At 69.5% G+C, this 23,993-nt stretch carries 17 protein-coding genes; 3 read left to right on the top strand and 14 right to left on the bottom strand.

What is annotated here, in order from left to right; all coding sequences use genetic code 11:
• Positions 1 to 39: 39 nt before the first annotated feature.
• The gene (tsaB, locus tag AC3WQA_RS13300) at positions 40 to 744 is read right to left on the bottom strand and encodes a tRNA (adenosine(37)-N6)-threonylcarbamoyltransferase complex dimerization subunit type 1 TsaB (protein WP_492675523.1); all 705 of its coding nucleotides are present in this window, start codon (positions 742 to 744) and stop codon (positions 40 to 42) included.
• A complete protein-coding gene (creD, locus tag AC3WQA_RS13295) occupies positions 741 to 2,078 on the bottom strand; it encodes a cell envelope integrity protein CreD (RefSeq protein ID WP_492675522.1) in 1,338 nt (445 codons plus the stop codon). Before creD ends, tsaB begins: the two co-directional genes overlap by 4 nt.
• Before the next feature lie 209 nt (positions 2,079 to 2,287).
• On the opposite strand from creD, the gene AC3WQA_RS13290 reads away from it, so the two are divergent.
• Both AC3WQA_RS13290 and AC3WQA_RS13285 read left to right on the top strand, forming a co-directional pair.
• Positions 2,288 to 4,048: a putative bifunctional diguanylate cyclase/phosphodiesterase gene (locus AC3WQA_RS13290; protein WP_492675521.1), complete on the top strand. Its 1,761-nt coding sequence runs from the start codon at positions 2,288 to 2,290 to the stop codon at positions 4,046 to 4,048.
• Between the two features lie 22 nt (positions 4,049 to 4,070).
• A complete protein-coding gene (locus AC3WQA_RS13285; protein ID WP_492675520.1) occupies positions 4,071 to 4,928 on the top strand; it encodes a hypothetical protein in 858 nt (285 codons plus the stop codon).
• Here AC3WQA_RS13285 and AC3WQA_RS13280 read toward each other — a convergent pair.
• From AC3WQA_RS13280 to sufT, 10 genes are all read right to left on the bottom strand, one after another.
• The gene (locus AC3WQA_RS13280) at positions 4,912 to 5,685 is read right to left on the bottom strand and encodes an ABC transporter substrate-binding protein (protein ID WP_492675519.1); all 774 of its coding nucleotides are present in this window, start codon (positions 5,683 to 5,685) and stop codon (positions 4,912 to 4,914) included. The genes AC3WQA_RS13285 and AC3WQA_RS13280 overlap by 17 nt on opposite strands.
• 32 nt (positions 5,686 to 5,717) lie before the next feature.
• On the bottom strand, positions 5,718 to 7,646 hold the full coding sequence (yoaA, locus tag AC3WQA_RS13275; protein WP_492675518.1) for a DNA repair helicase YoaA: 1,929 nt from the start codon (positions 7,644 to 7,646) through the stop codon (positions 5,718 to 5,720).
• 580 nt (positions 7,647 to 8,226) lie between these two features.
• Positions 8,227 to 8,760, bottom strand: coding sequence for a tetratricopeptide repeat protein (locus AC3WQA_RS13270; protein ID WP_492675517.1), 534 nt, complete (start codon positions 8,758 to 8,760; stop codon positions 8,227 to 8,229).
• A 3-nt stretch (positions 8,761 to 8,763) separates the two neighbouring features.
• Positions 8,764 to 11,151 (bottom strand): penicillin-binding protein 1B, encoded by a 2,388-nt coding sequence (mrcB, locus tag AC3WQA_RS13265; protein WP_492675516.1) that lies wholly within the window; start codon positions 11,149 to 11,151, stop codon positions 8,764 to 8,766.
• A gap of 310 nt (positions 11,152 to 11,461) precedes the next feature.
• Positions 11,462 to 14,059, bottom strand: coding sequence for a glycosyltransferase family 2 protein (locus AC3WQA_RS13260; RefSeq protein ID WP_492675515.1), 2,598 nt, complete (start codon positions 14,057 to 14,059; stop codon positions 11,462 to 11,464).
• A gap of 143 nt (positions 14,060 to 14,202) precedes the next feature.
• Positions 14,203 to 15,099 (bottom strand): DMT family transporter, encoded by an 897-nt coding sequence (locus tag AC3WQA_RS13255; protein ID WP_492675514.1) that lies wholly within the window; start codon positions 15,097 to 15,099, stop codon positions 14,203 to 14,205.
• Between the two features lie 53 nt (positions 15,100 to 15,152).
• On the bottom strand, positions 15,153 to 16,034 hold the full coding sequence (locus tag AC3WQA_RS13250; protein WP_492675513.1) for a glycosyltransferase family 2 protein: 882 nt from the start codon (positions 16,032 to 16,034) through the stop codon (positions 15,153 to 15,155).
• A gap of 63 nt (positions 16,035 to 16,097) precedes the next feature.
• Positions 16,098 to 16,865, bottom strand: coding sequence for a hypothetical protein (locus AC3WQA_RS13245; RefSeq protein ID WP_492675512.1), 768 nt, complete (start codon positions 16,863 to 16,865; stop codon positions 16,098 to 16,100).
• Positions 16,823 to 20,719, bottom strand: a complete 3,897-nt coding sequence (gene purL, locus AC3WQA_RS13240) for a phosphoribosylformylglycinamidine synthase (RefSeq protein ID WP_492675511.1) — start codon at positions 20,717 to 20,719, stop codon at positions 16,823 to 16,825. The genes AC3WQA_RS13245 and purL overlap by 43 nt, the downstream gene beginning before the upstream one ends.
• Before the next feature lie 122 nt (positions 20,720 to 20,841).
• Positions 20,842 to 21,399 carry a putative Fe-S cluster assembly protein SufT gene (gene sufT / locus AC3WQA_RS13235; protein ID WP_492675510.1) on the bottom strand — a complete coding sequence of 186 codons (558 nt, stop codon included), beginning with the start codon at positions 21,397 to 21,399 and terminating at the stop codon, positions 20,842 to 20,844.
• Between the two features lie 243 nt (positions 21,400 to 21,642).
• On the opposite strand from sufT, the gene AC3WQA_RS13230 reads away from it, so the two are divergent.
• Positions 21,643 to 22,065 (top strand): hypothetical protein, encoded by a 423-nt coding sequence (locus AC3WQA_RS13230; RefSeq protein ID WP_492675509.1) that lies wholly within the window; start codon positions 21,643 to 21,645, stop codon positions 22,063 to 22,065.
• A gap of 124 nt (positions 22,066 to 22,189) precedes the next feature.
• Here the strand turns inward: AC3WQA_RS13230 and AC3WQA_RS13225 are convergent, their stop codons facing one another.
• Positions 22,190 to 23,650: an NAD(P)(+) transhydrogenase (Re/Si-specific) subunit beta gene (locus AC3WQA_RS13225; RefSeq protein WP_492675508.1), complete on the bottom strand. Its 1,461-nt coding sequence runs from the start codon at positions 23,648 to 23,650 to the stop codon at positions 22,190 to 22,192.
• Complete coding sequence (locus AC3WQA_RS13220) at positions 23,647 to 23,949, bottom strand: NAD(P) transhydrogenase subunit alpha part 2 (protein ID WP_492675507.1); 303 nt, start codon at positions 23,947 to 23,949, stop codon at positions 23,647 to 23,649. The genes AC3WQA_RS13225 and AC3WQA_RS13220 overlap by 4 nt, the downstream gene beginning before the upstream one ends.
• Positions 23,950 to 23,993 lie beyond the last annotated feature (44 nt).

The raw sequence follows: 23,993 nt of genomic DNA, 5'->3' as shown, positions 1-23,993 counted from the left end.
CTCCGGAGCATGTTCCTCGCCATCGCGACTGAAACACCCCTACACGGGTTGTGGCTTCCCCTGCTCCACCAGCGTCAACGCCACCTTGTCGCGCAGGTACACCGGCAGGGCTTGCTCGGGCGGCAGTGCGCGGCCGGCCTTGAACTCGCGGGCGGCGAGTTCGGCCACGTGCACGGCTTGCGGGTAACGGGCGCCGTCGGCGTGGCGCGGCTCCACGCCCAGGCGTTCGCGCAGCACGCTTTCGTAGCTGGCCCAGCCACTGCCGACCACCTGCCAGGCGTTCGCTTCCGGCAACACCAGCGCGTCGGCGGTGCAGACGCGCTCGTCGTCCAGCGCGACCAGCCCGCCGTGGCCGTCGCGGCGAAAGCTGCCGGCGTAGATCTCGCCCATGCGGGCGTCGATCACGGCGAGGATGGCGGCATCATCGCCATCTTCCGGCGCCTCCAGCGCCAGCGCGGCGAGCGAGGAGACGGTGACCACGGGCAGCGCCAGCGCCAGCGCCATGCCCTGCGCCAGCGACACCGCGAGGCGCACGCCGGTGAAGGCGCCGGGGCCACGCCCGACGGCGATGGCATCGAGCGCGTGGCGGCCGAGGCCGGCTTCGGCCAGCAGCGCGTCGGCCATCGGCAGCACCAGGTCGGTGTGGCGACGCGGCGCGATTTCGCTGCGGGCGATCAACTGGTCGCCGTGGATCAGGGCGACGGAGCAGGCTTCGGTGGCGGTTTCGATGGCAAGCAGGTTCATGGCCGCTCCATGATAGCCGCTGCCGGCGTGGTGGCGGCCGCGTACCAGTCGATGCGGCGGGTGAGGTACATCAGGAGCGCGACCGTGGCGAGCAGCACCAGCGCACCGACCAGCAGCGCGTACTGCTCGGCGGCGATCAGGCCGTAGAGCATCGCGTAGATCAGCGCGAGCACGCCGCCCAGCAGGGCACCGGCGCGCCGCGCACGCAGCACGGCGGCCGCGTAGCCACCCACGATCAGGGCCACCGCCAGCGCTGCCACCGCATAGGCGGCGCCGAAACCGATCTGCTCGGAGAGCGCCAGCAGCACCACGTAGAACGTCGTCAGCGCCGCGCCCACCAGCAGGTATTGCACGGGATGCACGCGCAACTTCCGCAGCACCTCGAACAGGAAGAACACCACGAAGCTCAACGCGACGAACAGCAGGCCGTATTTGCCCGCGCGCACGTTGCGCTGGTAGACGTCCACCGGCTGGTACAGCGCCACGCCGAAGCTGGAGCCGGGCAAGGCAGTGAACACCGCTTCATCGGCGTCGTTCCAGTGCTGGCCATAGCTGCGGTTGAGGTCGAGCAGGCGCCAATGCGCCTGAAAACCCTGCGCGTTGATCGTGTGCGCCAGCGGCAGTGCCGCGCCGGTGAAGCTGGGATCGCGCCACGGCGCACGCAGGGCAAGCTCGGTGCTGCGCGCCAACGGCAGGAAATCCAGCGCTGCGGTGCCAGCCAGCGTGAGTCCGATGTCGACCGTGATCGGCTGCTTGCCCAGCGCATCGAGATCCAGCGGCACCACGATGGTCGGCCAGTTGCCGAAGCGCTGCGCCGAGGAATCCATGCGCACGGGCCGTCCATTCACCCGCACGTCCACCGCGCGCAGGCCGCGCAGGTCGCCCAGCGGCAGGCGCAGCTCGGCCCTGTCGCCCTGCCATGCCGCCACGCTGGCCGCGCGGAACTGCGCGATGTCATCGGCACGGAACGTGGCCGCGAGTTTCACCGTGGCGTCGTAGACCGGCACCCGGTAGATGCCGTAGCCACGCACGGCCGTGGCCAGCGCCGCATCGATGCGCAAGCTGTCGGCGAGTACGGTTTCGCTGCCGCTGCGCCAGGCCGGCGCCTGCCCCGCCGCCGTCGCCAGCGCCACGCGCGTGGGCACCACCAGCACCGGCCCACCCAGCACCTGCTGGCCGCCCCAGCCCTGCGCCACCTGTTCGACCGCTGCCGCGCGCAAGGCCTGGCGTTCGCCCACCAGGGCGTTCACCTGCACCAGCGGTAGCGTCATCAAGAGGGCCAATAGCCCCACGCCCAGCACCTTGGCCGTCGCCGTCTGCCACCACTTGTCCATGCGCCGCACTCCCGGAAATGGAGCGTCCATCACAGCAGGCGACGCGGCAAGCGCGCGGGCGGCCATGGGCCACGCCGGGCCGGAATGATGGCAAACCGCTGCCGCGTAGTGCGCGAACACGCCGCCGGCGGCCTTCATCCCCCGCATGCGCGGTTTCGCATTATCTTCGTGCCGCGCCGCGTGGCGCCGCCATCCGTGATTGGCCAAGCATGCTGCACCATCTGTTCCCTTCGCGCCGCCTGCACGACACGCTGGCCCGATTGCGCGCCGCCAAGGACGAGCTGCGCATCGCCGAGGCGCTTTACCAGACCCTGCAACCGGTGATGGTGACCGACGCACGGGCGCACATCCTGCGCGTGAATCAGGCCTTCGTCGAGATGATGGGCTATGCCGAGGCGGACGTGCTCGGCAAGACACCCAGGCTGTTTCGCTCCAACCACCACGACGAGGCCTTCTACCAGGCCATGCTGGCCTCGATCGCGCAGACGGGCCAATGGCAGGGGGAAATCTGGGATCGCCGCAAGAACGGCGAGGTGTTCCCCAAGTGGATGCGCATCGCCACGGTGCGCGATGCGGCGGGCGAGGTCACCCGCATGGTGGCCAGCTACATCGACATCAGCGGACAGAAGCGCGCCGAGGAACGCATCCAGCGGCTGGCCTTCCACGACGTGCTCACCGGCCTGGCCAACCGCAGCCTGCTGCGCGAACGATTGCAGCGCGCGATGGCCGAGACGGCGCGCCACGACCGCTACGGCGCCCTGCTGCTGCTCGACCTCGACCATTTCAAGCTGCTCAACGACAGCCTGGGCCACCCTGCGGGCGACGCGCTGCTGCAGCAGGCCGGCGAGCGGCTGTCACGTGGCGTGGCCGAAGCCGATACGGTGGCGCGGCTGGGCGGCGACGAATTCGCCGTGGTGCTGGCCGAGCTGGGCCGCTCGCCGGAACAGGCCGCCGCCGGCGCCGAAGCCGTATCGGTGCGCCTGCTGGAGACACTGGCGCGCGGCTACCGACTGGGCGACACCGACTACCAAGGCAGCGCCAGTCTCGGCGTGGCCCTGTTTCACGATGAACGGCACGATGCCGATGCCTTGTTCAAGCAGGCCGAGCTGGCGATGTACCAGGCCAAGGCCGACGGTCGCGGCCGCCTGCATTTTTTCGATGCCGTACTGGAACGCGCCATCGCCGAGCGCATGACGCTGGAGCATGAGCTGCGCGAGGGCATCGCGGCCGATCAACTGGAGCTGTACTACCAGCCGCAGGTGGCGGCGGGGCACGGCGTGACGGGGGCCGAGGCGCTGGTGCGCTGGAACCATCCGCGCCGCGGCCTGCTCGCGCCGGCCCTGTTCATCCCGCTGGCCGAGGAAACCGGCCTGATCCAGGGACTGGGCGACTGGGTGCTGGCCGCCGCTTGCCGGCAGTTGGCGGATTGGGCGAATGATCCCGCCTTCGCCGGGCTGACGCTCGCCGTCAACGTCAGCGCGCCGCAATTCCTGCACGGCGATTTCGTCGCCCATGTGCTGCAACTCCTGGCCCGGGCCGGCGCACGGCCGGATCGGCTCAAGATCGAGCTGACCGAAAGCCTGCTGGTGCAGGATGCCGACGCGGTGGTGGCCGCCATGCGGGCCTTGCGCAGCCACGGCGTGCGCTTTTCGCTGGACGACTTCGGCACCGGCTATTCCTCGCTGACCTACCTGAAGCGCCTGCCGCTGGATCAACTGAAGATCGACCAGTCCTTCGTGCGCCAGCTGGAGCACGACGCCAACGACGCCGCCATCGCCCGCTCGGTGGCCGCGCTGGCGCACAGCCTGGGCCTGGCGGTGATCGCCGAAGGCGTGGAGACGCCCGCCCAGCGCGATTTCCTCGCCAGCGTCGGCTGCACGCTTTACCAGGGCTATTACTTCAGCCGCCCGCTGCCGCTGGCCGATTTCGAGCCGTGGGTGCGCGCGGCATCTCCCCATCTCGCGGACTGAACCCACCCCGGAGCACTCAACCATGGCACTGCGCGACTACCTTGGCGAACAGCGGCTGAGCATTCTCGCCGCCTATCGTCCCACCGGCATCGTGCACTACATCGGGCTGGCCTACCCGACACGCGACAACCGCCTGCGCATCTTCATCCCCGCCGGACACTGCGCGGGCGGCGCGCATTGCCTGCAGGAGGGTGCGCTGGTCACGGTGCATCTGGACAACCGCACCGGCATCGACGCGTTCGATGCCGAACTGCACGTGTACCGCGCCTCGTACAAGGGCCGCGTGGTGGCCGTGGAGGACAACTGGCTGACGCTGGCACCGGTGGAGTTCACGCTGATCCACGGCATCGACGTGGTGGAGGAACATCGCGAACCGGGCTACGCCTTCCCTGCCGACCCGCGCCCGCCACGCGCGCTGCCCACCTCGCCATTGACCCGCCTCGGGACGCTGGAGGAACGCGACCACGACAACAAGATCGGCGTGCTCACCACCTTCGCCCAGGGCCAGCCGCACACCACCGTGCTCGCCTTCCTCTCCACGGTGGACGACGACATATTCGTGATATCGGTGCCGGACACCTTCAAGCTGCACGTGCTCGAACGCGAGCCGCGCTGCGTGTTCACCATCGACGAGCGCGCAAAATTCACCTTCGAGGCGTCCATCGACTGGAATTACACCATCCTCGAAACCCGCGCCCACGTGGTGCCGGCCACGGCGCCACTGTACGAAGAGGTGCGCCAGGCCTTCATCCGCAAGAACCCCTGGGAAGTCGGCTTCTTCATCATCCCCGGCCTCACCATGCTGCACTTGTCGCACGGCGATGTCGTGGCCGCCGGCGAACCGCGCCCGCTGCCCGCCAACCTCACTGCCGGGCGTTGAACGCCGCCACCGCCTCGCGCAGGCGCCGGTAACCCTCCACCAGGCGCGGCCCGGGACGACCGAGGAAGGCCTCGCTCACGGCATGGATGCGGCCGTGGCGCACGGCGGGTACATCGGCCCAGCCCGCGCGGTCACGCACCTTGTCGGCGCGGTAGTGTTCCACCTTCACCCCGCACCAGCTCATCACCACGATGTCGGGGCGCTGCGCGGCGGCGGCGGCGTTGTCCAGCGGCAGGCTCTTGGCGACGGACTCGCCCCATGGGTTGCTGCCGCCGGCGCGCACGATGAGGTCGTTGACCCAGGAAAGCTTCGCCGCCGCGATCACCGGCTTGGGCCACCATTCGACCAGCACGCGCGGACGCTCGCCGGATGGCGCCACCGCCGGCATCGCGGCGTCCATGTCGGCGACCAGCGCCGCACCGCGTTCGGGCACGCCCAGCGCAACGGCGATGCGGCGGATGTCGTCGTACACGTCCGACAGCGATTGCGGATCGCAGACCAGGGTGTGCAGGCCTACCGCTTCCAGCTCGGCCACCACCCGTTCGTGCCCCGGCACGGTGAGCGAGGTCAGCACGAGCTCGGGCGCGAGCGCGCGCACGGCGGCGATGTCGAGCTGCAGGTCACGCCCGGTCTTGGGCAGGCCGGCGACAGCCTCGGGCGGGTAATCGGAATCGGCGTCCACGCCCACCAGCATCTCCGCGCAGCCCAGCGCGCAGACGATCTCGGTGTTGGAGCAGGTGTGGGAAAAGATGCGCATGGGTGCCTCCGCAAGCGTTGCACGCTGCCTGGTCAGGCGAAAAATGCCTGCACGTCGGCCAACTCGCGCGTGCGCGGCATGGCGGGCAGGCTGGCGAGGAAGAGTTTGCCGTAGCCCTTGCTGGTCAGGCGCGGATCGCCGAGCACCAGCACGCCACGGTCGGTGAGGCTGCGGATCAGCCGGCCCGCGCCCTGCTTGAGCGCGATGGCGGCGGCCGGCACCTGCCAGCCCATGAAGGGGTTGATGCCTGCGCGCTCCAGCGCTTCGAGGCGCGCCACCAGCACCGGATCGTCGGGCGCGGCGAAGGGCAGCTTGTCGATCACCACCACGCTGAGCGCCTCGCCGGCCACGTCCACGCCCTCCCAGAAGCTGGCCGCGCCCAACAGCACGCCGTGGCCACTGCGGCGGAATTCCTCCAGCAATTGGTGCCGCGGCGCGCTGCCTTGCACGTAGAGCGGCCAGGGCATGCGCGCGGGAAGGATTTCGGCGGCGCGGCGCAACGCGCGGTGCGAGGTGAACAGCAGGAAGGCGCGACCCTGCGAGGCCGTGAGCACCGGCAGCACGGCGTCGAGCAGGCGCTCGGTGTAGTCGCGCGCGGCGGGATCGGGCAAGCCTTCGGGCAGGTAGCACAGCGCCTGGCGCGCGTAGTCGAACGGGCTTTCCAGCAGCAGCGTGCGCGGCTCGTCCAGGCCGAGCTGGCGCGCGAAGTGCTCAAACTTGCCGGCTACCGAGAGCGTGGCCGAGGTGTAGATCCACGCCGCTTCGCTGCGTTCGCGCAGGGTGCGCAGCGGCGCGGCAAGATCCAGCGGCGTGGCATACAGCGCGAAGCCGCGCGGGAACAGTTCGTACCAGCGCACGTCGTGTTCGGAAGACCGCTCGACGATGCGTTCCAGCCGCTCGGCATACAGCACGGCGCGCTCGTGCACGTTGGCCAGCCCGCGCGAGCGCTCGGCCTGCGTGGCCAGCAGGTCGGCCAGCGCGGCCAGCAGTTCGCCCAGCTCACGCAAGCCTTCGCGCACTTCGGCCGACGCGTCGAGCTGGCCGCAGCTGCCGCGCGGCGGCAACGGTGCCATCGCCAAGCGCAGCTTGCGCAGCACGGCTTGCAGCGCCTCCACCGGCTCCAGCAGCAGGCTGACCGCGCCGGTGACGCCGTGGCATTCGCGCAAGGCGTCCTGCGCCAGTTCGCCGAGCTGGCGCGCGCTGACGCTCTGCGAGAAGAACTGCCCGGCCAACTCGGGCACCTGATGGGCCTCGTCCAGAATGTAGGCCGCCGCGCCAGGCAGGATTTCGCCGAAGCCCTCCTGTTTGAGCGCGAGGTCGGCAAACAGCAGGTGATGGTTCACCACCACCAGATCCGCCTCCATCGCCTCGCGGCGAGCACGAAACACGTGGCAATCCTCGTAGAACGGGCACTCCACGCCAAGGCAGTTTTCCGCGGTGGAGGTGACCTGCGGCCACAGCGGCGAATCCTCCGGCACCTGCGCCAGCTCGGCGCGGTCGCCGTGGCGGGTGCGGGTGGACCAGGCGCGGATCGCGGCGAGCTGCGCGGCCTGTGCCGGCGCCAGCGCCGTGCCCTCGCGCACGGTCTGCTGCAGGCGGTACAGGCACAGGTAGTTCGCGCGGCCCTTGAGCAGTGCGGTCTTGCTGCGCGTGCCCAGCACGCCGCACACCCGCGGCAGGTCGCGAAAGTAGAGCTGATCCTGCAGCGCCTTGGTGCCGGTGGAAACGATCACCCGCTCGCCCGAGGTCAGCGCGGGCACGAGATAGGCATAGGTCTTGCCGGTGCCGGTGCCGGCCTCGGCGAGCAGGGTTTCGCGTTGTGCGATGGCTTCGGCCACGGCGGCCGCCATCGCCTGCTGCGCCGCGCGCGGGGCGAAATCGGGCAGTTCGCGTGCGAACGGGCCGTCCTCGCCCAGGAGCGCGGCCGCGTGGCCGGGCGCGGTGTCATCGGGTTCCATCATCGGGGCAGTATCGCCCAAGAGCGTGGGCGGCTGGAATGGTGCGGCGCCTACGGCTGACGCGAAGGCGGGCAAGTCCTCCAACCATCCGGCGGCACGGGGGTACCGCCGGATGGTTGGAAAAGCGTCGTCCCGACGCCGACCCGCTTGCCCATGACGCCGGCTCGCGTACAGCTCCGAAACCTTGCAGGGCAACCCGCTTCCGTTTGGGCTCCGCTGCGCGCATCCGCTACTGCTGGTTACGCCCCGCGACCGGCGATGCCACCGCCGGCGCACGGTCGGCCCACCCTGGCCGTCGGCGGGCAGTTCCGGCCCGTCACAGAACTAGACGAACGAGCGGCGCGAAAGTGAAATGCCCGGCGCGATGCGGGCGAAATTTATTTTTGCCCCACCACGGCGCACCACCTAACACCTTTTGCATCAGTCACTTGCGCAACGGCAAGGCGCGGAGCTGAGCAAGCTCGGATCGGCGTCGACCCTCATTGGTTCGCCGTCCGGTTCGCCCTGCGCGAGGCGCACGGCACCGCCGCGGGAGTGGCCACGTTCTGGAAGCGGGGAAATCGAAGGGTGCGCGGGCCGGCGCTCAGAAGCGCTGGATGCCCTGTACGTGGCACTTTGCCACCCGTTTCCTGGCGGTAGCGACGCCGGCATCGTCGGCGTCGGCCAGGCGCGTCTGCGCGATGGTTTCCCAGTTGCGCGCGCACAGCGGGCCAAGCTTGGGGCCCAGCGTCCACGACTCCTGTGCCAGCTTCTGCGCCTGCGCGTAGTCGTGCTGATAGATCGCCACCTCGGCGCGATCCTGCAGCAGCTCGGGCGAATCCGGGCTGCGGCCCAGCGCCTGGTCGAGCTTGAGCGCGGCGGCCGCGTACTTGCCGGCCTGCACGTCCGCTTCGGCGGTGGCCTTCCAGGCGTCGATGCCGGGGTCGGCCAGCGGATGCACCGCGATCACTGACTCCTCGCTCGCGCCGGCGGTCTGGATCGCCGCGACCATCGCCGCCGGCGTCGGCACCGGACGCGGCGGCGGCAGTGGCGCCGGCACGGGGGCGCTGGCGCAGGCGGCCAGCAACACGGTCAGTGGCAGCGCCGCGTGGCGCACTCGGAGTCGTGCGGCAAACATGGTTCAGTGTCCGGGGCTGGGGGCGGATATGGCAGCGGCAGCCGGCGCCACGACTGGCGCGGCGGCGGGTGCCGGCATGGCGCCGGGGGTTGGCGGCGCGGCATTGCTCGACGCGCCCGCCGGGCCGGCGCCGAACAGGCTTTGCCAGAAGCAGCCCTCGACCTCGCTGGGCAGCGAGCCGGCCACCACCGGCACCTGCTGTGCGCCGGCGCATTGCGGTTCGGTGGGCTTGCCGTCGGCGGGGTTGATCCAGGCCATCGTGAGGCCCTCGCCGGGCGCCGCCGACAACGGTCGGGTAGGCAGCTTGGCGAACAGGTTGCGCCAGATGCGCAGCGCGCCGGTGGCGCCGAACAGGTGCGCCGGCTTGTTGTCGTCGCGGCCCATCCAGAACACCGCGAGATGCTCGCCGGTGAAACCGGCGAACCAGCTGTCGCGCAACTCGTTGCTGGTGCCGGTCTTGCCGGCGGCGTGCAGGCCGGCAAGGTTGGAGTTGCCCAGCGAGCTGGCGGTGCCGTACAGCGCCACCTGCTGCATGGCCCAGGTGGTGAGCCGCACCGCACCCTGGTATTCGCCCTGCCCACCCAGCACCTCGTAGCGCTTGATGGTGCGGCCGTTGCCGTCCACTACGCCGCGCACCGCGAGCAGCGGCAGCGCATGGCCGTCGGAGGCGATGTATTCGTACATCTGCGCCAGCTGGAATGGCGAGATGTCCAGCGCGCCGATCAGGAGCGAGGGGCTGGGGTTGACGTTCTTCAGGCCGAAGGATTCCAGGAAGGCGCGGATGCGCGGCAGCCCCACCGCCAGCCCCAACCGGATGCTGGCGAGGTTCCACGACTTGGCCAGCGCGTCCACCATCGGCACCATGCCGTGGCTCTGGTCGTCGTCGTTGTGCGGCGCCCACAGCGTGCCGTTGGGCATGCGCATGCTGATCGGGCCGTCGTCCAGCGCGGTGGCGAGGTTCCAGTGCGCCGGGTCGGTCAGCGCCACCAGGTAGACGAAGGGCTTGATGGTGGAGCCGATTGGCCGCTGCGAATCCAGCGCGCGATTGAAGCCCTGGTCGCCGGGAAACTTGCTGCCGATCATCGCCAGCACGCTGCCGTCGTGCGCGTCCGTGACGACGCCGGCCGCCTGCGTCGTCTCACCGCGCTTGCCCAGGCTTTTCACCGTCTCGGCCACCGCCTGTTCGGCGTACAACTGCGCGGCCGGGTCGAGCGTGGTGAAGACCGACAGGTTGCCCTCGCGCAGCGTGTCCTCGTCGAAATCGCTGGTGATCTGCTGGCGCACCAGCTGCATGAAGGCGGGGAAACGGTCATGCGGCAACTGGCCGTTCCTGACGATCTCCAGCGGTGTGGCTTGCGCGGCCTTGGCCTGCTCGGGCGTGAGCAGGCCGGTGGTGACGAATTCCTGCAGCACCAGGTTGCGCCGCGCCAGCGCGCGATCCGGATAGCGGCGCGGGTCGTAGTAGCTCGGCCCCTTCACCAGGCCCACCAGCATGGCGATCTCCTGCGTCCGCAGGTCGCGCAGCGGGCGGCCGAAGTAGAACTCCGCCGCCGCCGCAAAGCCGTGCACCGCCTGGTCGCCCTGCTGGCCGAGGAAGACCTCGTTGACGTAGGCCTCCAGGATGCGGTCCTTGCTGTAGTGCGCCTCCAGCAGCATCGACATCAGCGCTTCGTTGATCTTGCGCTTGAAGGTCTGCTGGCGACTCAGGAACAGGTTGCGCACCAGTTGCTGGGTGAGCGTGGAGGCACCCTGCACGGTGTGGCCGGCGCGCAGGTTGGCAAAGGCGGCGCGGGCGATGGCGGAAAAATCGACGCCGAGGTTGTGGCGGAAGTCGCGATCCTCCACCGCGATCAGGCCGTTCTCCAGCAGCGGCGGCAGGTCAGTCAGGTGCACGATGCGCCGATCCACCTGCTGCGCGCCGTATACCGTGGCGATGCGCGCGGGGTCGAGATGGGCGAGCGCGACGGCCTTGCCGGTGGCCAGGTCGCGCACCGCGGTCACCGTGCCCTGCCCCAGCGTCACCTCGACGCGCTTGGGCAGCTCGCCGCCGTCCGGCCCCGCGTAGCCGCGCGAGGAGATCACATAGCTTGCGCCGTGCTTCGTCCAGCTGCCGCCCACCTGGCCCTGGCCGTCCTCGCTGTAGCCGGCAAAGGTCAGCTCCAGTTGCAGCGCCGCCGACGTCAGCGGCTCGCCCGCGGCCAGCGGCAGCGGCCGCGCGAACACGCGCGTGGGCACGGCGAACACCAGGTCGTCGAAACGTTGCTGCACGCGTTTGTTCAGCACCAGCGTGTAGGGCAACACAAAGCCGACAAACAGACCGAGGCACACCCAGAACGGAAGGCGCAGCCACGGCCAGCAGGCGCGGAACAGCGAGCGGGTGCGGGTCAGCAAGGCGGCGGAATCCTGGGACGAAAGCTGAATGATACGTGCCCCCGCCCGGCGCGGGTCTGAACGGGCGGGGCGTTTTTGGGGACACGCTACAGCCAAGCCCCCTCACCCCAACCCTCTCCCCCAAGCTTCGCCTGGAGGAGAGGGGGCCAAGCACGCCCGCGCCCGATTGGCTGCCACCGCCACCCCCTCTCCCCCGCTTTCCGGGGGAGAGGGTTGGGGTGAGGGGGGCTTTGGCTTGTCGCAAAATCGCCGAAGAGCGTCCATGCCTGATTTGCTGATATCGGCGTAGCCGATATCAGCGGCGCCGATATCAGCCCGCCTCATCCCCCGCCCTGTGCGCGATCCACGCGCCGAGCACCGCCGAGAGATAAGGCACCGACTGCGCGCCCAGAATGAACATCCACAACGTGCCTTCGACGTAGTGCGTGCCGTAGGCGTGCGCCATGCCCACGATGCACAGGATCAGCGCCGCCGCCATCAGGAGCTCCTCGCGCACCGGCGCAAAGGCGTCCAGGCTGGAGCCGCCCATGCGGCGCTTCTTGGCGGTCACCACGAAGGCGGTCTTCTTGCGCGTGAGGCCGTGCAGGATGCCGCGCGCAATGGCGTGGCTCAGCCCCATGCTGGCCACCGAGGCCATGAGGGTGTCGTACCAGCTGCACGGCACGCGCACGCGGTAGAGCACCACGCCGAACACCATCTTGGCGAAGAAGAAGCCGATCACCGGGATCAGGAACAGCTGCATCGGCAGGCTGAAATACTGCGGAAAAGCCACCATGCCCGCCGTCCAGTACAGCGCCATCAGCGTGAAGATGAGCAGCAGCGCGTCGGCGAACCAGCTGAACCAGCCGGTGAGGAAGTGGAAGCGCTGGCCCGAGGTGAGCGGGCCGGGCTTGGTCATCCAGTCCCAGCGGCCCTTGAGGATCTGCATGGCGCCGAAGGCCCAGCGGTAGCGCTGGCTCTTGTACGCCTTGAAGTCGGCCGGGGTCAGCCCCTTGCCCATCAGCTCGTCGACGTAGACCAGCTCGTAGCCGGCGTGCATCAGGCGCAGGCCGAGCTCGGCGTCCTCGCAGATGGTCCACTCCGACCAGCCACCGGTGCCCTCCAGCGCGCTACGGCGCACCATGGTCATGGTGCCATGCTGGATGATCGCGTTGCGCTCGTTGCGATGGTGCATGCCGATGCGGAAGAAGCCGTCGAACTCCCACGCGGTCATGCGGCGGAAACGGTTCTGTTCGAAGTCGCGGTGCGACTGCGGGCACTGCACCACGGCCACCTTCGGATCGTGGAAATAGCCGGTCAGCGTGGCGAGCCAGTCCGGCCGCACCACGTAGTCGGCGTCGATCACCGCCACCACCTCGGCGCGCGGGTCGGTTTCCTTCAGACCGAAGTTCAGCGCGCCAGCTTTGAAGCCAGGCCACGGTTCCAGGTGGAAGAAGCGGAAGCGCTTGCCCAGCTTCTCGCAATACTCCTTCACCGGCCCCCACACCGCCGGATCCTTGGTGTTGTTGTCGATCACCAGCACTTCGAAGTTGGCGTAGTCGAGTTCCGCCAGCGAATCGAGCGTGACCTGCACCATCTCCGGCGGCTCGTTGTAGCAGGCCAGATGGATGGAGACGAAGGGCTGCTTCTCGGGCGGATCGGGCCGCAGCATGCCGGCCTCGCGCATCCACTTGGGCCGCCACAGCACCTCGGTGAACTCGAAGCCGTTGATGAGCAAAATGGCCAGAATGGCGATCTGCGCCGGGAACAGCAGCACCAGCATCGTCCAGTCCACCCAGCTCAGGTAGAAGTTGAACGGCAGCGTGGCCGACCACACGATGATGGCCGCGCTGAACTGGATCAGCGCGGCGAAGAAGAAGCGCCCGCCCAGCTTGAAACGTGCGAAGCGCCGTGCGAACCAGATCATCGGCAGCAACGCCAGCAGGCTCGCCGCCAGCGCCTTCCACGGCCAGGCGGTGTCCTCGGTCACCGGGCCGGTGAACGGAAACTTCGGCTGGCGGTCGGCGTTGAACATGCCCCAGTACGCCTCGGTGCGGCCCGAGAGCTGCTCCTTCCACGGCTGGTCGAAGGCCTCCATCACGTAGTAGTCGCTGAAGTGGTGCAGCTTCGCCCAGTTGAACCACTGGCGCAGGAAGATCGCCTCGTTCGACACCGAGGGCTCGGCATATTTGAAGCGGTCGCCGTTGGACGGCCAGCCGATCTCGCCGATCACGATGGGCTTGTCGGGGTAGCGATGATGCAGCGTCTCGTAGCTGCCCCAGGCCGCATTGATCGCGTCGGCGCGCGGGATGCCGTTCCAGTACGGGAACAGGTGCACGGTGATGAAATCCACGTGCTGCACCAGCTCGGGGTATTTGATCCAGATGTAGTCCGGCTCGGCGGTGGACACCGGCTGGTGCAGCGCGGCGCGCACCCGGTCCAGATAGCCCATCAGCTTTTCGGGCGGCACATCGTTGCGGAACAGCACTTCGTTGCCCACCAGCACGCGGGTGATGGTGCCGGGGTAACGCCGCGCCTGCGCGATCAGCGCGTCGATTTCCTTGTCGTTGTTGTCCAGCCGCGTGTCGACCCACGCACCGGCCAGCACCTTCAGCCCGTCGCGCTCGGCCAGCCGCGGGATCTGCGGGTTCTGCAGCATCGCGTAGGTGCGGATGTTCGGGCTGTACTGGCGCAGCAGCTTCAGGTCGCCATCGATCTGCTCGTCGCTGGGGAAGTCCCCCTTCAGCGGGCTCTGGTAGCGCTGGAACGCCGACAGCGCGAAGCCGCCGATCGGGCCATGCCAGTCCGCCGGGCCGTGCGGGCGGTTGCCCCACCACCACAGACCGATGTTGAGCGCGGCCACCAGCAGCGCCAGCAGCGCGGCGACAAGCAAGGATGGACGGCGTGGTTTGGAAGCTTCGGTGCTCAAGAATGTTCCCGGAACGGCCATGGTGCGGCCAGACAAGCGCCGTGAGCTTAACGAATGCGCGGCATGGGTCACAATAAAAGTCGCCGGGGATGGTCAGGCCGAAGTCAGGCCGAGGCGCGCCCGCCGCCGGCCAATCCGGCGCTTCACACCTCGTGGTGCATCGCCTCGGCGACGGGCGCGCTGGCGGTGCGCGGCGCGAGTTCCACCAGATACATCGCGCCCAGCACCAGCGCGCCGCCGGCCAGCATGCGCCAGGTGAGCGCATCGACGCCCAGGAGCACGGCGAAGGCGGCGGCGAAGACCGGCTCGCTGGTCATCACGATGGCCGCGCGGGTGGCCGGCAGGTGGGCCTGCGCCCAGGTCTGCATGACCATCGCGCCGGCACCGGCAAGCAGCGCCATGTAGAGCACGGCCCACCACGCGGCGGCGTCGGGCGGCGCCGTCGGGCCACCATGCGGCAGCGTGGCCAGCAGGCAGACCAGGGCGATGGCCACCATCTGCACGGCGGACAGGCCGAAGGCATCCGCGGCGCGCGACCACTGGCCGAGCAGCACGATGTGCAGTCCGTACAGCGCGGCCGACGCCAGGGTGAGCCACACGCCGAGGTCGACCGAGTAGCCGTTCAACGACAACAACGCCAGCCCGCCGGTGGCCAGCAGCACCGCCAGCCACACCACGCCGGCCATGCGCTGGCGCAGCAGCACGGTGGCGAGGATCGGAGTGAACACCACATACATGCCGGTGGCGAAGCCGCTGACGCTGGGCGAGATCAGCGCCAGCCCCCAAGTCTGCAGCAGTTGGCCAACACCGTAGATGCCGCCCAGCAGCAGCCCGCGCGCCAGCCCCTGCCGGCCCAGACGATGCACGTGGCGCGGGAACAGCAGCAGCATGGCCAGCGCGGCCACGGCGAAGCGCACGGCGAGGAAATCCGCCACCGGCATGCGCGCCACCACGTTTTTGATGAGCACGAAGGTGGAGCCCCAGACCGCGGTCATCAACAAAAGACCCAGGGTGGGCAGCAGCGGGTGGCGTGAGTGCATGGCTAGCGAGGAAAGGCAGGCATCCGGCGACTGGGCGCGAGCCCGCCATCATCTCATTTTCCGGCAACCTGCCGGTGCAACAGCAGACCAGGCACCTTGAACAGGAAGTGGCCCCAGATACCCAGCCACACCGCCATGGCCACGAGCGGCCGGTGCGCGGCGGGATCGAACTTGCGGAACCAGCGCCACATGCCGCCGTGCTTGTGCCGGCTGACGAACACCGGCCGATGCCGGCCGGAGCCGCCCTTGCGATGCACGACGCGCACGTCGCCGGCCAGCAGCACGCGCCAGCCGACATCGCGCACGCGGCGGCACAGGTCGAGATCCTCGCAGTGCAGGAAATAGCCCTCGTCGAAGCCGCCCAGGCGCTGGAACAGGTTGCGCGGCAGCAGCATCAGCGCGCCGGAAATCGCTTCCACCTCGAACACCCGCTCGGGCACGGCCTCGTTCACTTCGACCCGTTCGCCCTTGCCGTCGAACAGCGTGGCCAGCGCGCGATGCAAGAGCGGATCACGCCGCCAGCTGGCCGGATCGGGGCGGCCCGCCGCGTCGCAAACCACGGCGCCGAGCAGGCCCACCCGCGGTTCGCTCCCGAACGCGGCCAGCAGGCGGTCAAGGCTGACCTGATCGATCTCGCAGTCGGGGTTCAGCACCAGGAGCTGCCTGGCTTTGGCCTGTTCGGCCGCGCGATTCACCGCCGGGCCGAAGCCGAGGTTGCGGTGGTTTTGCAGCAGGCGGAAACGCGGCTCGTATTCGTTGGCGCGCGCCAGTGCCTGCGGCACGCCGTCGGTGGAGGCGTTGTCCACCAGGATGAGTTCCAGCGGCGTGTCGAGCGCGAGCACCTGCCGCACGCAGTCGCGCAAGTCCGCGCCACTGTCGGCCGCGACCACGATCACGCTGAGTTCCGGCACGGCGGGGGTGAAATGATTATTCATGGCGTGCATATCCCTGGTCGAACGCCTGCATCAAGTTTCGGTTGCCGCTCGGCGGGCCTTCCTTCACCCGCCGCCCAGCACATGCGCCAGTGGCTGCGGCATGCGATCCGCGCCCCGGCTGAGCCACGGCTCGCCGCCGTGCCAGCCGGCGAGCTCCCAGCCACGCAGGCGCCGGCAACGACCGCTGCGGCCATCCAGCAGCCACGCGCCGCGTGCATCGGCGAGGCGGAGCACCAGCCAGCGACCATCGTCGCCAACCGCGCCGCGCGCCTCCACCCCTTCCAGCCGGCGGCCGTCGCCCAGCGTCATCACGCCGGCCCGCCAGCGCAGCTCACCGCCCTGCGGATCGGTCAAGCCCTCCTCCGGCGTGCGCCACGCGGGCGGCCGCAGCTCGATGATCGCGGCGGACGGCCCCACCGGCGCCAGCGCCAGCTCGGGCCACGCGGCCTCGCCCGCATCCTCGATGGGCGATGCACGGCCACCATCCAGCCAGCCTTCCAACAGCATCAGCAGCGAGAAACCCGCCAATGCGGCCAGCAGGGTGAACAGCCAGCCCAAGGCATCCACGCCACTGGCGCGCAACACGGCCAGCAGCAGCCCGGCCAATCCCCAGCGCAGCCCCTGCCGCACTACCGCTGGACTGGGCGGTGCCAGTGCGGGCCACCACAGCAGCAGCGCGCCAGCCAGCAACAACGGCAGGCCCAGCCACCATGGCAACGCGGCCAGGAGCAGCGCCCAGGCCAGCGCCGACAGCCAGTGCGACCATCGACGCGGCGCGGACGGCGGGTTCAGCCGCACCACACCCGGGCGTTGCGGAACATGCGCAGCCATGGCGAATCTTCCCCCCAACTGTCCGGTGCCCAGCTCATCTGTACAGTGCGGAAAACGCGCTCGGGATGTGGCATCAGGATGCTGACGCGGCCATCGGCCGCGGTGAAGCCGGCCAGGCCGCCGGGCGAACCGTTGGGGTTCAGCGGAAAGGCCTCGGTGGGTTTGCCGCGGTTATCCACGAAGCGCACCGCCGCCTGCGCCTTGCCCGGGGCGCAGCCCGACGGGAAGTGCACGCGGCCCTCGCCATGCGCCACCACCACCGGGATGCGCGAGCCGGCCATGCCCTGGAAGAAGAGGCTGGGCGAATCGAGCACCTCCAGCGTGGCCACGCGCGCCTCGTACTGTTCGGAGGCATTGCGCAGGAACTGCGGCCAATGCTCGGCGCCGGGGATGATCTCCTTGAGCTGGCTCATCATCTGGCAGCCGTTGCACACGCCCAGCGCGAACTTGCTGTTGTCGGCGAAGAAAGCGGCGAACTGCGCGCGCAGCGCCTCGTTGTAGAGGATCGAGGTGGCCCAGCCGCGGCCGGCGCCCAGCACGTCGCCGTAGGAGAAGCCGCCGCAGGCGGCGAAGCCGCGGAAGTCGGCCAGCGCGATCCGCCCGCTGGCCAGATCGCTCATGTGCACGTCCACCGCCTCGAAGCCGGCGCGGCTGAAGGCGGCGGCCATTTCCACCTGGCCATTGACGCCCTGCTCGCGCAGCACGGCCACGCGCGGGCGCGCGCCACGGGCGATGAAGGGTGCGGCCACGTCGGCGGCGGGATCGAAGCCGAGCTTGGGCGTCAGGCCAGGCGCGGCGTCGTCCAGCCGCCACGCCAGCTCGGCATCGGCGCTGACCGGGTTGTCACGCAGGCGCTGCATGGCGTGGCTGGTTTCGTTCCACGCCTTGTACAGCGTGCTCCACTGCCACTTGAACACGGTTTCGCCGGCGGAGAACAGCTTGATGCCCAGCTTCTCCTTGGGCCGGCCGATGCGGTGGCCGATGCCGGCCAGGCCGTGCTTCGCCAGCAAGGCCTTGAAGGTCTCGCGCTGGGCTTTCGCCACCTGCAGCACGGCGCCCAGTTCCTCGTTGAACAGCGCGCGCAGCGCGGCATCGGCCCAGCCGTCCAGATGGATTTCCAGGCCGCAGTGGCCGGCGAAGGCCATCTCCAGCAGGGTGACGATGGCGCCGCCGTCGGAGCGGTCGTGGTAGGCCAGCACCAGGCCGGCGCGGTTGGCTTCCTGCACCAGCTCGAACAGGGCCCTGAGCCGGCCGGCGTCATCGAGGTCGGGCGGCACGCCGCCGCCACGGTTGAACACCTGGGTGAGCGCCGAGGCGCCCAGGCGGTCACGCCCGGCGCCGAGGTCGATCAGCCACAGCTCACTCTCGCCACGATCCAGCCGCAATTGCGGCGTGAGCGTGCGGCGCGCATCGTCCACGCGGGCGAAGCCGGTGACGACCAGCGACACCGGCGCCACCGTGCGCTGCGGCGTCTGGCCGTCCTTCCACACGGTCTGCATGGAGAGCGAGTCCTTGCCGACCGGGATGGAGATCTCCAGCGTCGGGCACAGTTCCATGCCCACCGCCTTCACCGCGTCGAACAACGCGGCATCCTCGCCGGGGTGGTTCACCGCGGCCATCCAGTTGGCGGACAGGCGTACCTCGCCCAGCGCGGCGATGGATGCGGCGGCGAGGTTGGTGATCGCCTCGCCCACCGCCATGCGCGCGGCGTCCGCGCTGGAGAGCAGCGCCAGCGGCGCGCGCTCGGCCATCGCCATGGCTTCGCCGGCATAGCCGTCGAAATCGGCCAGGGTCACCGCGCAATCGGCCACTGGCACCTGCCACGGGCCCACCATGGGATCGCGGTGGCACAGGCCGCCCACGCTGCGGTCACCGATGTGGATGAGGAAGCTCTTGCTGCCCACGGTGGGCAGGCGCAGCACGCGCAACAGCGCCTCGTCCATGCCGATGCCGGTCAGGTCGGGCACCAGATCCACGCGCGGCTTGATGCGCTTGGCGTCGCGGTGCATGCGCGGCGGCTTGCCGAACAGCACGTCCATGGGCAGGTCAATGACCGTTTCGCGGGACGCGGGACGCGAGACGCGAGCCTCGGCAGAGTCAGGGGTGGTACGGGTGACGCGCAGGCGGCGTTCTTCCGTCGCCACGCCGACGACGGCGTAGGGGCAGCGTTCGCGGCGGCAATAAGCCTCGAACTCGGGCAGGTTCTCCTGCGCGATGCCGAGCACGTAGCGTTCCTGCGATTCGTTGCTCCACACCTGCATGGGCGAGAGCGCGGGGTCGTCGCAAGGCACCTGGTCGAGATCGATCTCGCCACCGACGCTGGAGTCGTTGAGCAGCTCGGGGATGGCGTTGGAGAGGCCGCCCGCGCCGACGTCGTGGATGCTGACGACGGGGCTCTTGCCGCCACGGCGCCAGCAGGCGTCGATCACTTCCTGGCAGCGGCGTTCCATCTCGGCGTTGTCGCGCTGCACCGAGGCAAAGTCGAGTTCCGCGCTGGACGCGCCCGAGGCCACCGACGAGGCCGCGCCGCCGCCCAGGCCGATCAGCATGGCCGGGCCACCCAGCACGACCACCGCGTGGCCGGGTTGCAGCTCATGCTTGCGCACATGCTCGCGGCGGATGTTGGCCAGGCCGCCGGCCAGCATGATCGGCTTGTCGTAGCCGCGGCGCAGGCCGACTTCGCCCGTCTCGTGCTCGTAGCTGCGGAAATAGCCGCCCAGGCACGGCCGGCCGAATTCGTTGTTGAACGCGGCGGCGCCCAGCGGGCCATCGCGCATGATCTCGAAGGCGCTGGCCATGCGCGGCGGCAGCGGGCGATCCACTTCCCACGGCTGCGGGTGGCCGGGGATGCGCAGGTCGGACACCGAGAAGCCGGAGAGGCCGGCCTTGGGCTTGGCGCCGCGACCGGTAGCACCCTCGTCGCGGATCTCGCCGCCGGCGCCGGTGGCCGCGCCCGGCCATGGCGCGATGGCGGTGGGATGGTTGTGCGTCTCCACCTTGATCGCGTAGTCGATCATTTCCTCGTGCGCGCGCCACACGCCGTCGTCGTCGGCGAAGAAGCGCGCGCCGGTCGCGCCTTCGATCACCGCCGCGTTGTCGTGGTAGGCCGACAGCGTGTGGGCGGGCGAGCACTGGTGGGTGTGCTTGATCATCGCGAACAGGCTCTTGTCCTGCTCGGCGCCGTCCACCGTCCAGCTGGCGTTGAACACCTTGTGCCGGCAGTGTTCGGAGTTGGCCTGGGCGAACATGAACAGCTCGGCATCGCTGGGATCGCGGCCCAGCTCGGCGTAGCGCTCGGCCAGGTAGTCGATCTCGTCGCGCGCCAGCGCGAGGCCCAGTTCCGCATTGGCCCTGGCCAGCGCGGCGCGGCCGTCGCTGCCCAGCGCAATGCGTACCAGCGGGCCCGCCGTGCCGCCCAGGAACAGGCCTTGCGCCTCGTCCAGCGTGCCCAGCACCGATTGCGTCATCGCATCGTGCAGGAGCGCCAGCACGGCGGCGTGGGCCTCCGTGCCGTCCGCCGGCAGGCCGACGAGTTGCCAGGCCGTGCCGCGTTCCACCCGGTGCAGCGCGAAGCCGGCGCCGTGCAGGATGTCGGTGGCCTTGCTCGACCACGGCGAAATGGTGCCCAGGCGCGGCACCACCCACAGCGTGGCCGGCATGGGCGCGGCATCCTTCGCCTCCAACACCTCCAGCAGGCGCTGGCGCAGCGTGCCTTCCGGCGTGGCGGCGGCATCGAGGAAATACACGAACCACGCCGCCTGCACCCGCGCCCCGCGATGCGCGGCATCGAGGCGGGCATTCAACCGGTCAAGGCGGAAACTGGAAAGGGCGCTCTGCCCGTCGAGAACGATCATGCGGGGAACGACGCCGTGCCAAAGGGGCGATTATTCTAGCCGATGCCTCCGCGCGATGCTGCGGCACGGCATGGCCACGGCAAAAGACACCACCGGCCAGGGCCGGGCTCAGCTCGCGCGCTTCAGAGCATCCCGGTTTCGAGCTTGGCCTCGTCGGACATCATCGCCTGCGTCCACGGCGGCTCGAACACCAGGTCGATCTCGGCCTCGGCGATGGTGGGGATCATCTCCAGCTTGGTGCGCGCATCGTCCACCAGGATGTCGCCCATGCCGCAGCCCGGCGCGGTCAGGGTGAGCTTGACGTAGACGTGGCGCTGGCCGTCCTCGCGCTGGTCGAGGCTGAGGTCGTAGACCAGGCCGAGGTCGACCACGTTCACCGGGATCTCGGGGTCGAACACCGAGCGCAGTTGCTCCCAGCAGAGCTTTTCCACGTCGGCATTGGTGGCATCGTCGGGCACCTGCAGCGGCTCGGGCTTGTCCTTGCCCAGCGCATCGGCGTCGTCGCCGGCCACCCGGAACAGGTTGCCTTCCACGTACACCGTGAAACTGCCGCCCAGCGCCTGGGTGATGTAGCCGATCTGGCCGGCCGGCAAGGTGACCACCTCGCCTTGCGGCACCATCACCGCGTCGCAGTCGCGCATCAAGGTGAAGGGTTCGCTGCTCAGACTGAAACCGCTCATGCCGCTCGCCAATTCGTGGTGGACAGGAAGGGCGCGCCAGCGCGCCGCAGCCTCCTATTATGCCGCGCCGCGACACCTTCGGCCTGTCCCAGATCAGGGTGCCGCCACCAGGGGCATGCGGCGGCGCCCGGGGCGGATGGCGATGGCTACCCACGAAGTTCGACACGCATCGGCAGCGGTTATGATCGGCGTTTTGCCAGCGGACGCCCGCATGCTCCACGCACCCTCCATCGACGGCACCCCATGACGCCGCGCCGCGCGCTGCATCTCGCCTTCGCCCTGCTTGGCGCCATCCTGCTGGGCCTCGCTGCCGGCGCGGTGTGGATGGTGGCGGCGCTGGCGCTGCGCCAGAGTGGGCCCTGGCTCGCGCTGCCGGCCGGCGCGCTGCTGGCGCTCGGCATCCGCCACGGCATCTACCGCCCCGGTGCCGGAGCGGCCGTCCTCGCCGCCATGGCCACCTTGCTGGCCGCGCTCTACTTCAACGTGCTGATGGCGGCGATCCGACTCGCCGACAGCTTCGGCATGGACCTCGTGCAGGCCATGCGCGCGGCCGGCGCCGGCATGCTGCTGGCGCTGGCGCGGCTGGGGCTGCGTCCGGCGGACTGGACCTGGTACCTCGCCGGCGCACTGCTGGCCGCATGGCTGGCCGCGCGACGAAAGCGGTGATCCTTCGGGATCTGCACCTGATCGCGGGGATTCAACGGGCGGCCATCCTTGGCCGCACTTGCCGTAGCCTTGGCGGTCATCCTGACCGCGAGGATCAAACGGGCGGCCATCCTTGGCCGCACTTTCAAAGATCCAGCGCTTTCAGCTCGCTGACCAGTTGGCCGGCGGCGGCCTGGCCGTCGCCGTAGAGCATGCGGGTGTTGTCGGCGTAGAACAGCGCGTTCTCGATGCCGGCGAAGCCGGTGCCCTTGCCGCGCTTGATCACGATGACGTGCTTGGCCGCCGCCACGTCCAGAATGGGCATGCCGTAGATCGGCGAAGCGGGATCGGTCTTGGCCATCGGGTTCACCACGTCGTTGGCACCGATCACCAGCGCCACATCGATGTTGGGAAACTCGGGGTTGATGTCGTCCATGTCCTCGATGAGGTCATACGGCACGCCGGCCTCGGCCAGCAGCACGTTCATGTGGCCGGGCATGCGGCCGGCCACCGGATGGATGGCGAACTTCACTTTCACCCCCCGCCCGATCAAGAGCTTGGCGAACTCCCACACCTTGTGCTGCGCCTGCGCCACCGCCATGCCGTAGCCGGGCACGATCGCCACGCGCTCGGCGTAGGCCATCATCACCGCCGCGTCGCCGGCCTCGATGGGTTTCTGCGCGCCGGCGATTTCCTGCGCCGCGCCACCCGTGGCCGCGCCGAAGCTGCCGAACAGCACGTTGCCGATCGAGCGGTTCATCGCCTTGGCCATCAGCTGGGTCAGCAAGGTGCCGGCCGCGCCCACCACCATGCCGGCGATGATGATGGCCTCGTTGCCCAGCACATAGCCCTCGAAGGCCACCGCCAGGCCGGTGAAGGCGTTGTACAGCGAGATCACCACCGGCATGTCGGCGCCGCCGATGGGCAGGGTCATCAGCTTGCCGAAAGCCAACGCCAGCACGAAGAACAACACCAGCAGCCACGGCAGCAGGAGGCCGCTGCCAAGCAGTGCAAAGCAGGCCAGCGCCGCCAGCAGCACCAGCATGTTCAGCGCCCGCTGGCCGGGGAACACGTAACGCTTGTCCATCCAGCCCTGCAGCTTGGCGAAGGCGATCAGCGAGCCGGAAAAACTCACCGCGCCGATCAGCGCGCCAGCCAGCGCCAGCAGCAGCGGAACGGTCGCTGGCAGGCTGGCGTGGCTTTGGGTGAAACCCATCTGCCAGCTGCCGCCGGCATGGCCGAACAGGTCAAAGCTGACCTGTGCCCTGGCGGCAAAGCTCCACAGCTCCACCGCGCCGATCGCCGCCGCCGCGCCGCCGCCCATGCCGTTGTACAGGGCGACCATCTGCGGCATCGCGGTCATCGCCACGCGCTTGCCGCTCCACCAGGCCGCCACCACGCCGACCAGCACGGCGGCGAGGATCAGCCCGCGATGCTGCATCTCCGGCAGCGCGAAGGTGGCCAGCACCGCCAGCAGCATGCCCACGCCTGCCCACACGATGCCGCCACGCGCAGTACGCGGCGAGCTCATGCGCTTCAGGCCCAGGATGAACAGCACGGCGGCAAGGAGATAACTGGCCTTGACCAGTGCGGGCAGCCAGCTCATGCCTTGCCCTCCGGCTTCTGCCCGCTGGGCTTGAACATCTCCAGCATGCGCTCGGTCACCACGTAGCCGCCGGCGGCGTTGCCCGCGCCCAGCAGCACGGCCACGAAGCCGAGCCCGATTTCCAGCGGCGTTTCGGCGTGGCCAAGGGCTATCATGGCGCCCACCAGCACGATGCCATGCACGAAGTTGGAACCGGACATCAGCGGCGTGTGCAGGATCACCGGCACGCGCGCGATGATCTCGTATCCGGTAAACGCGGCCAGCACGAAGATGTACAGCGCCAGGAATCCGTCGAGCATGTGCCACCCCCGTCTCACCGCCATGTCCGTCGCATCATACGGGT

Source organism: Rhodanobacter sp. FW106-PBR-R2A-2-24 (assembly GCF_058789615.1).
The sequence above is the reverse complement of the archived record's forward strand: the minus strand, read 5'-3'. Positions and strand labels throughout refer to the sequence as shown.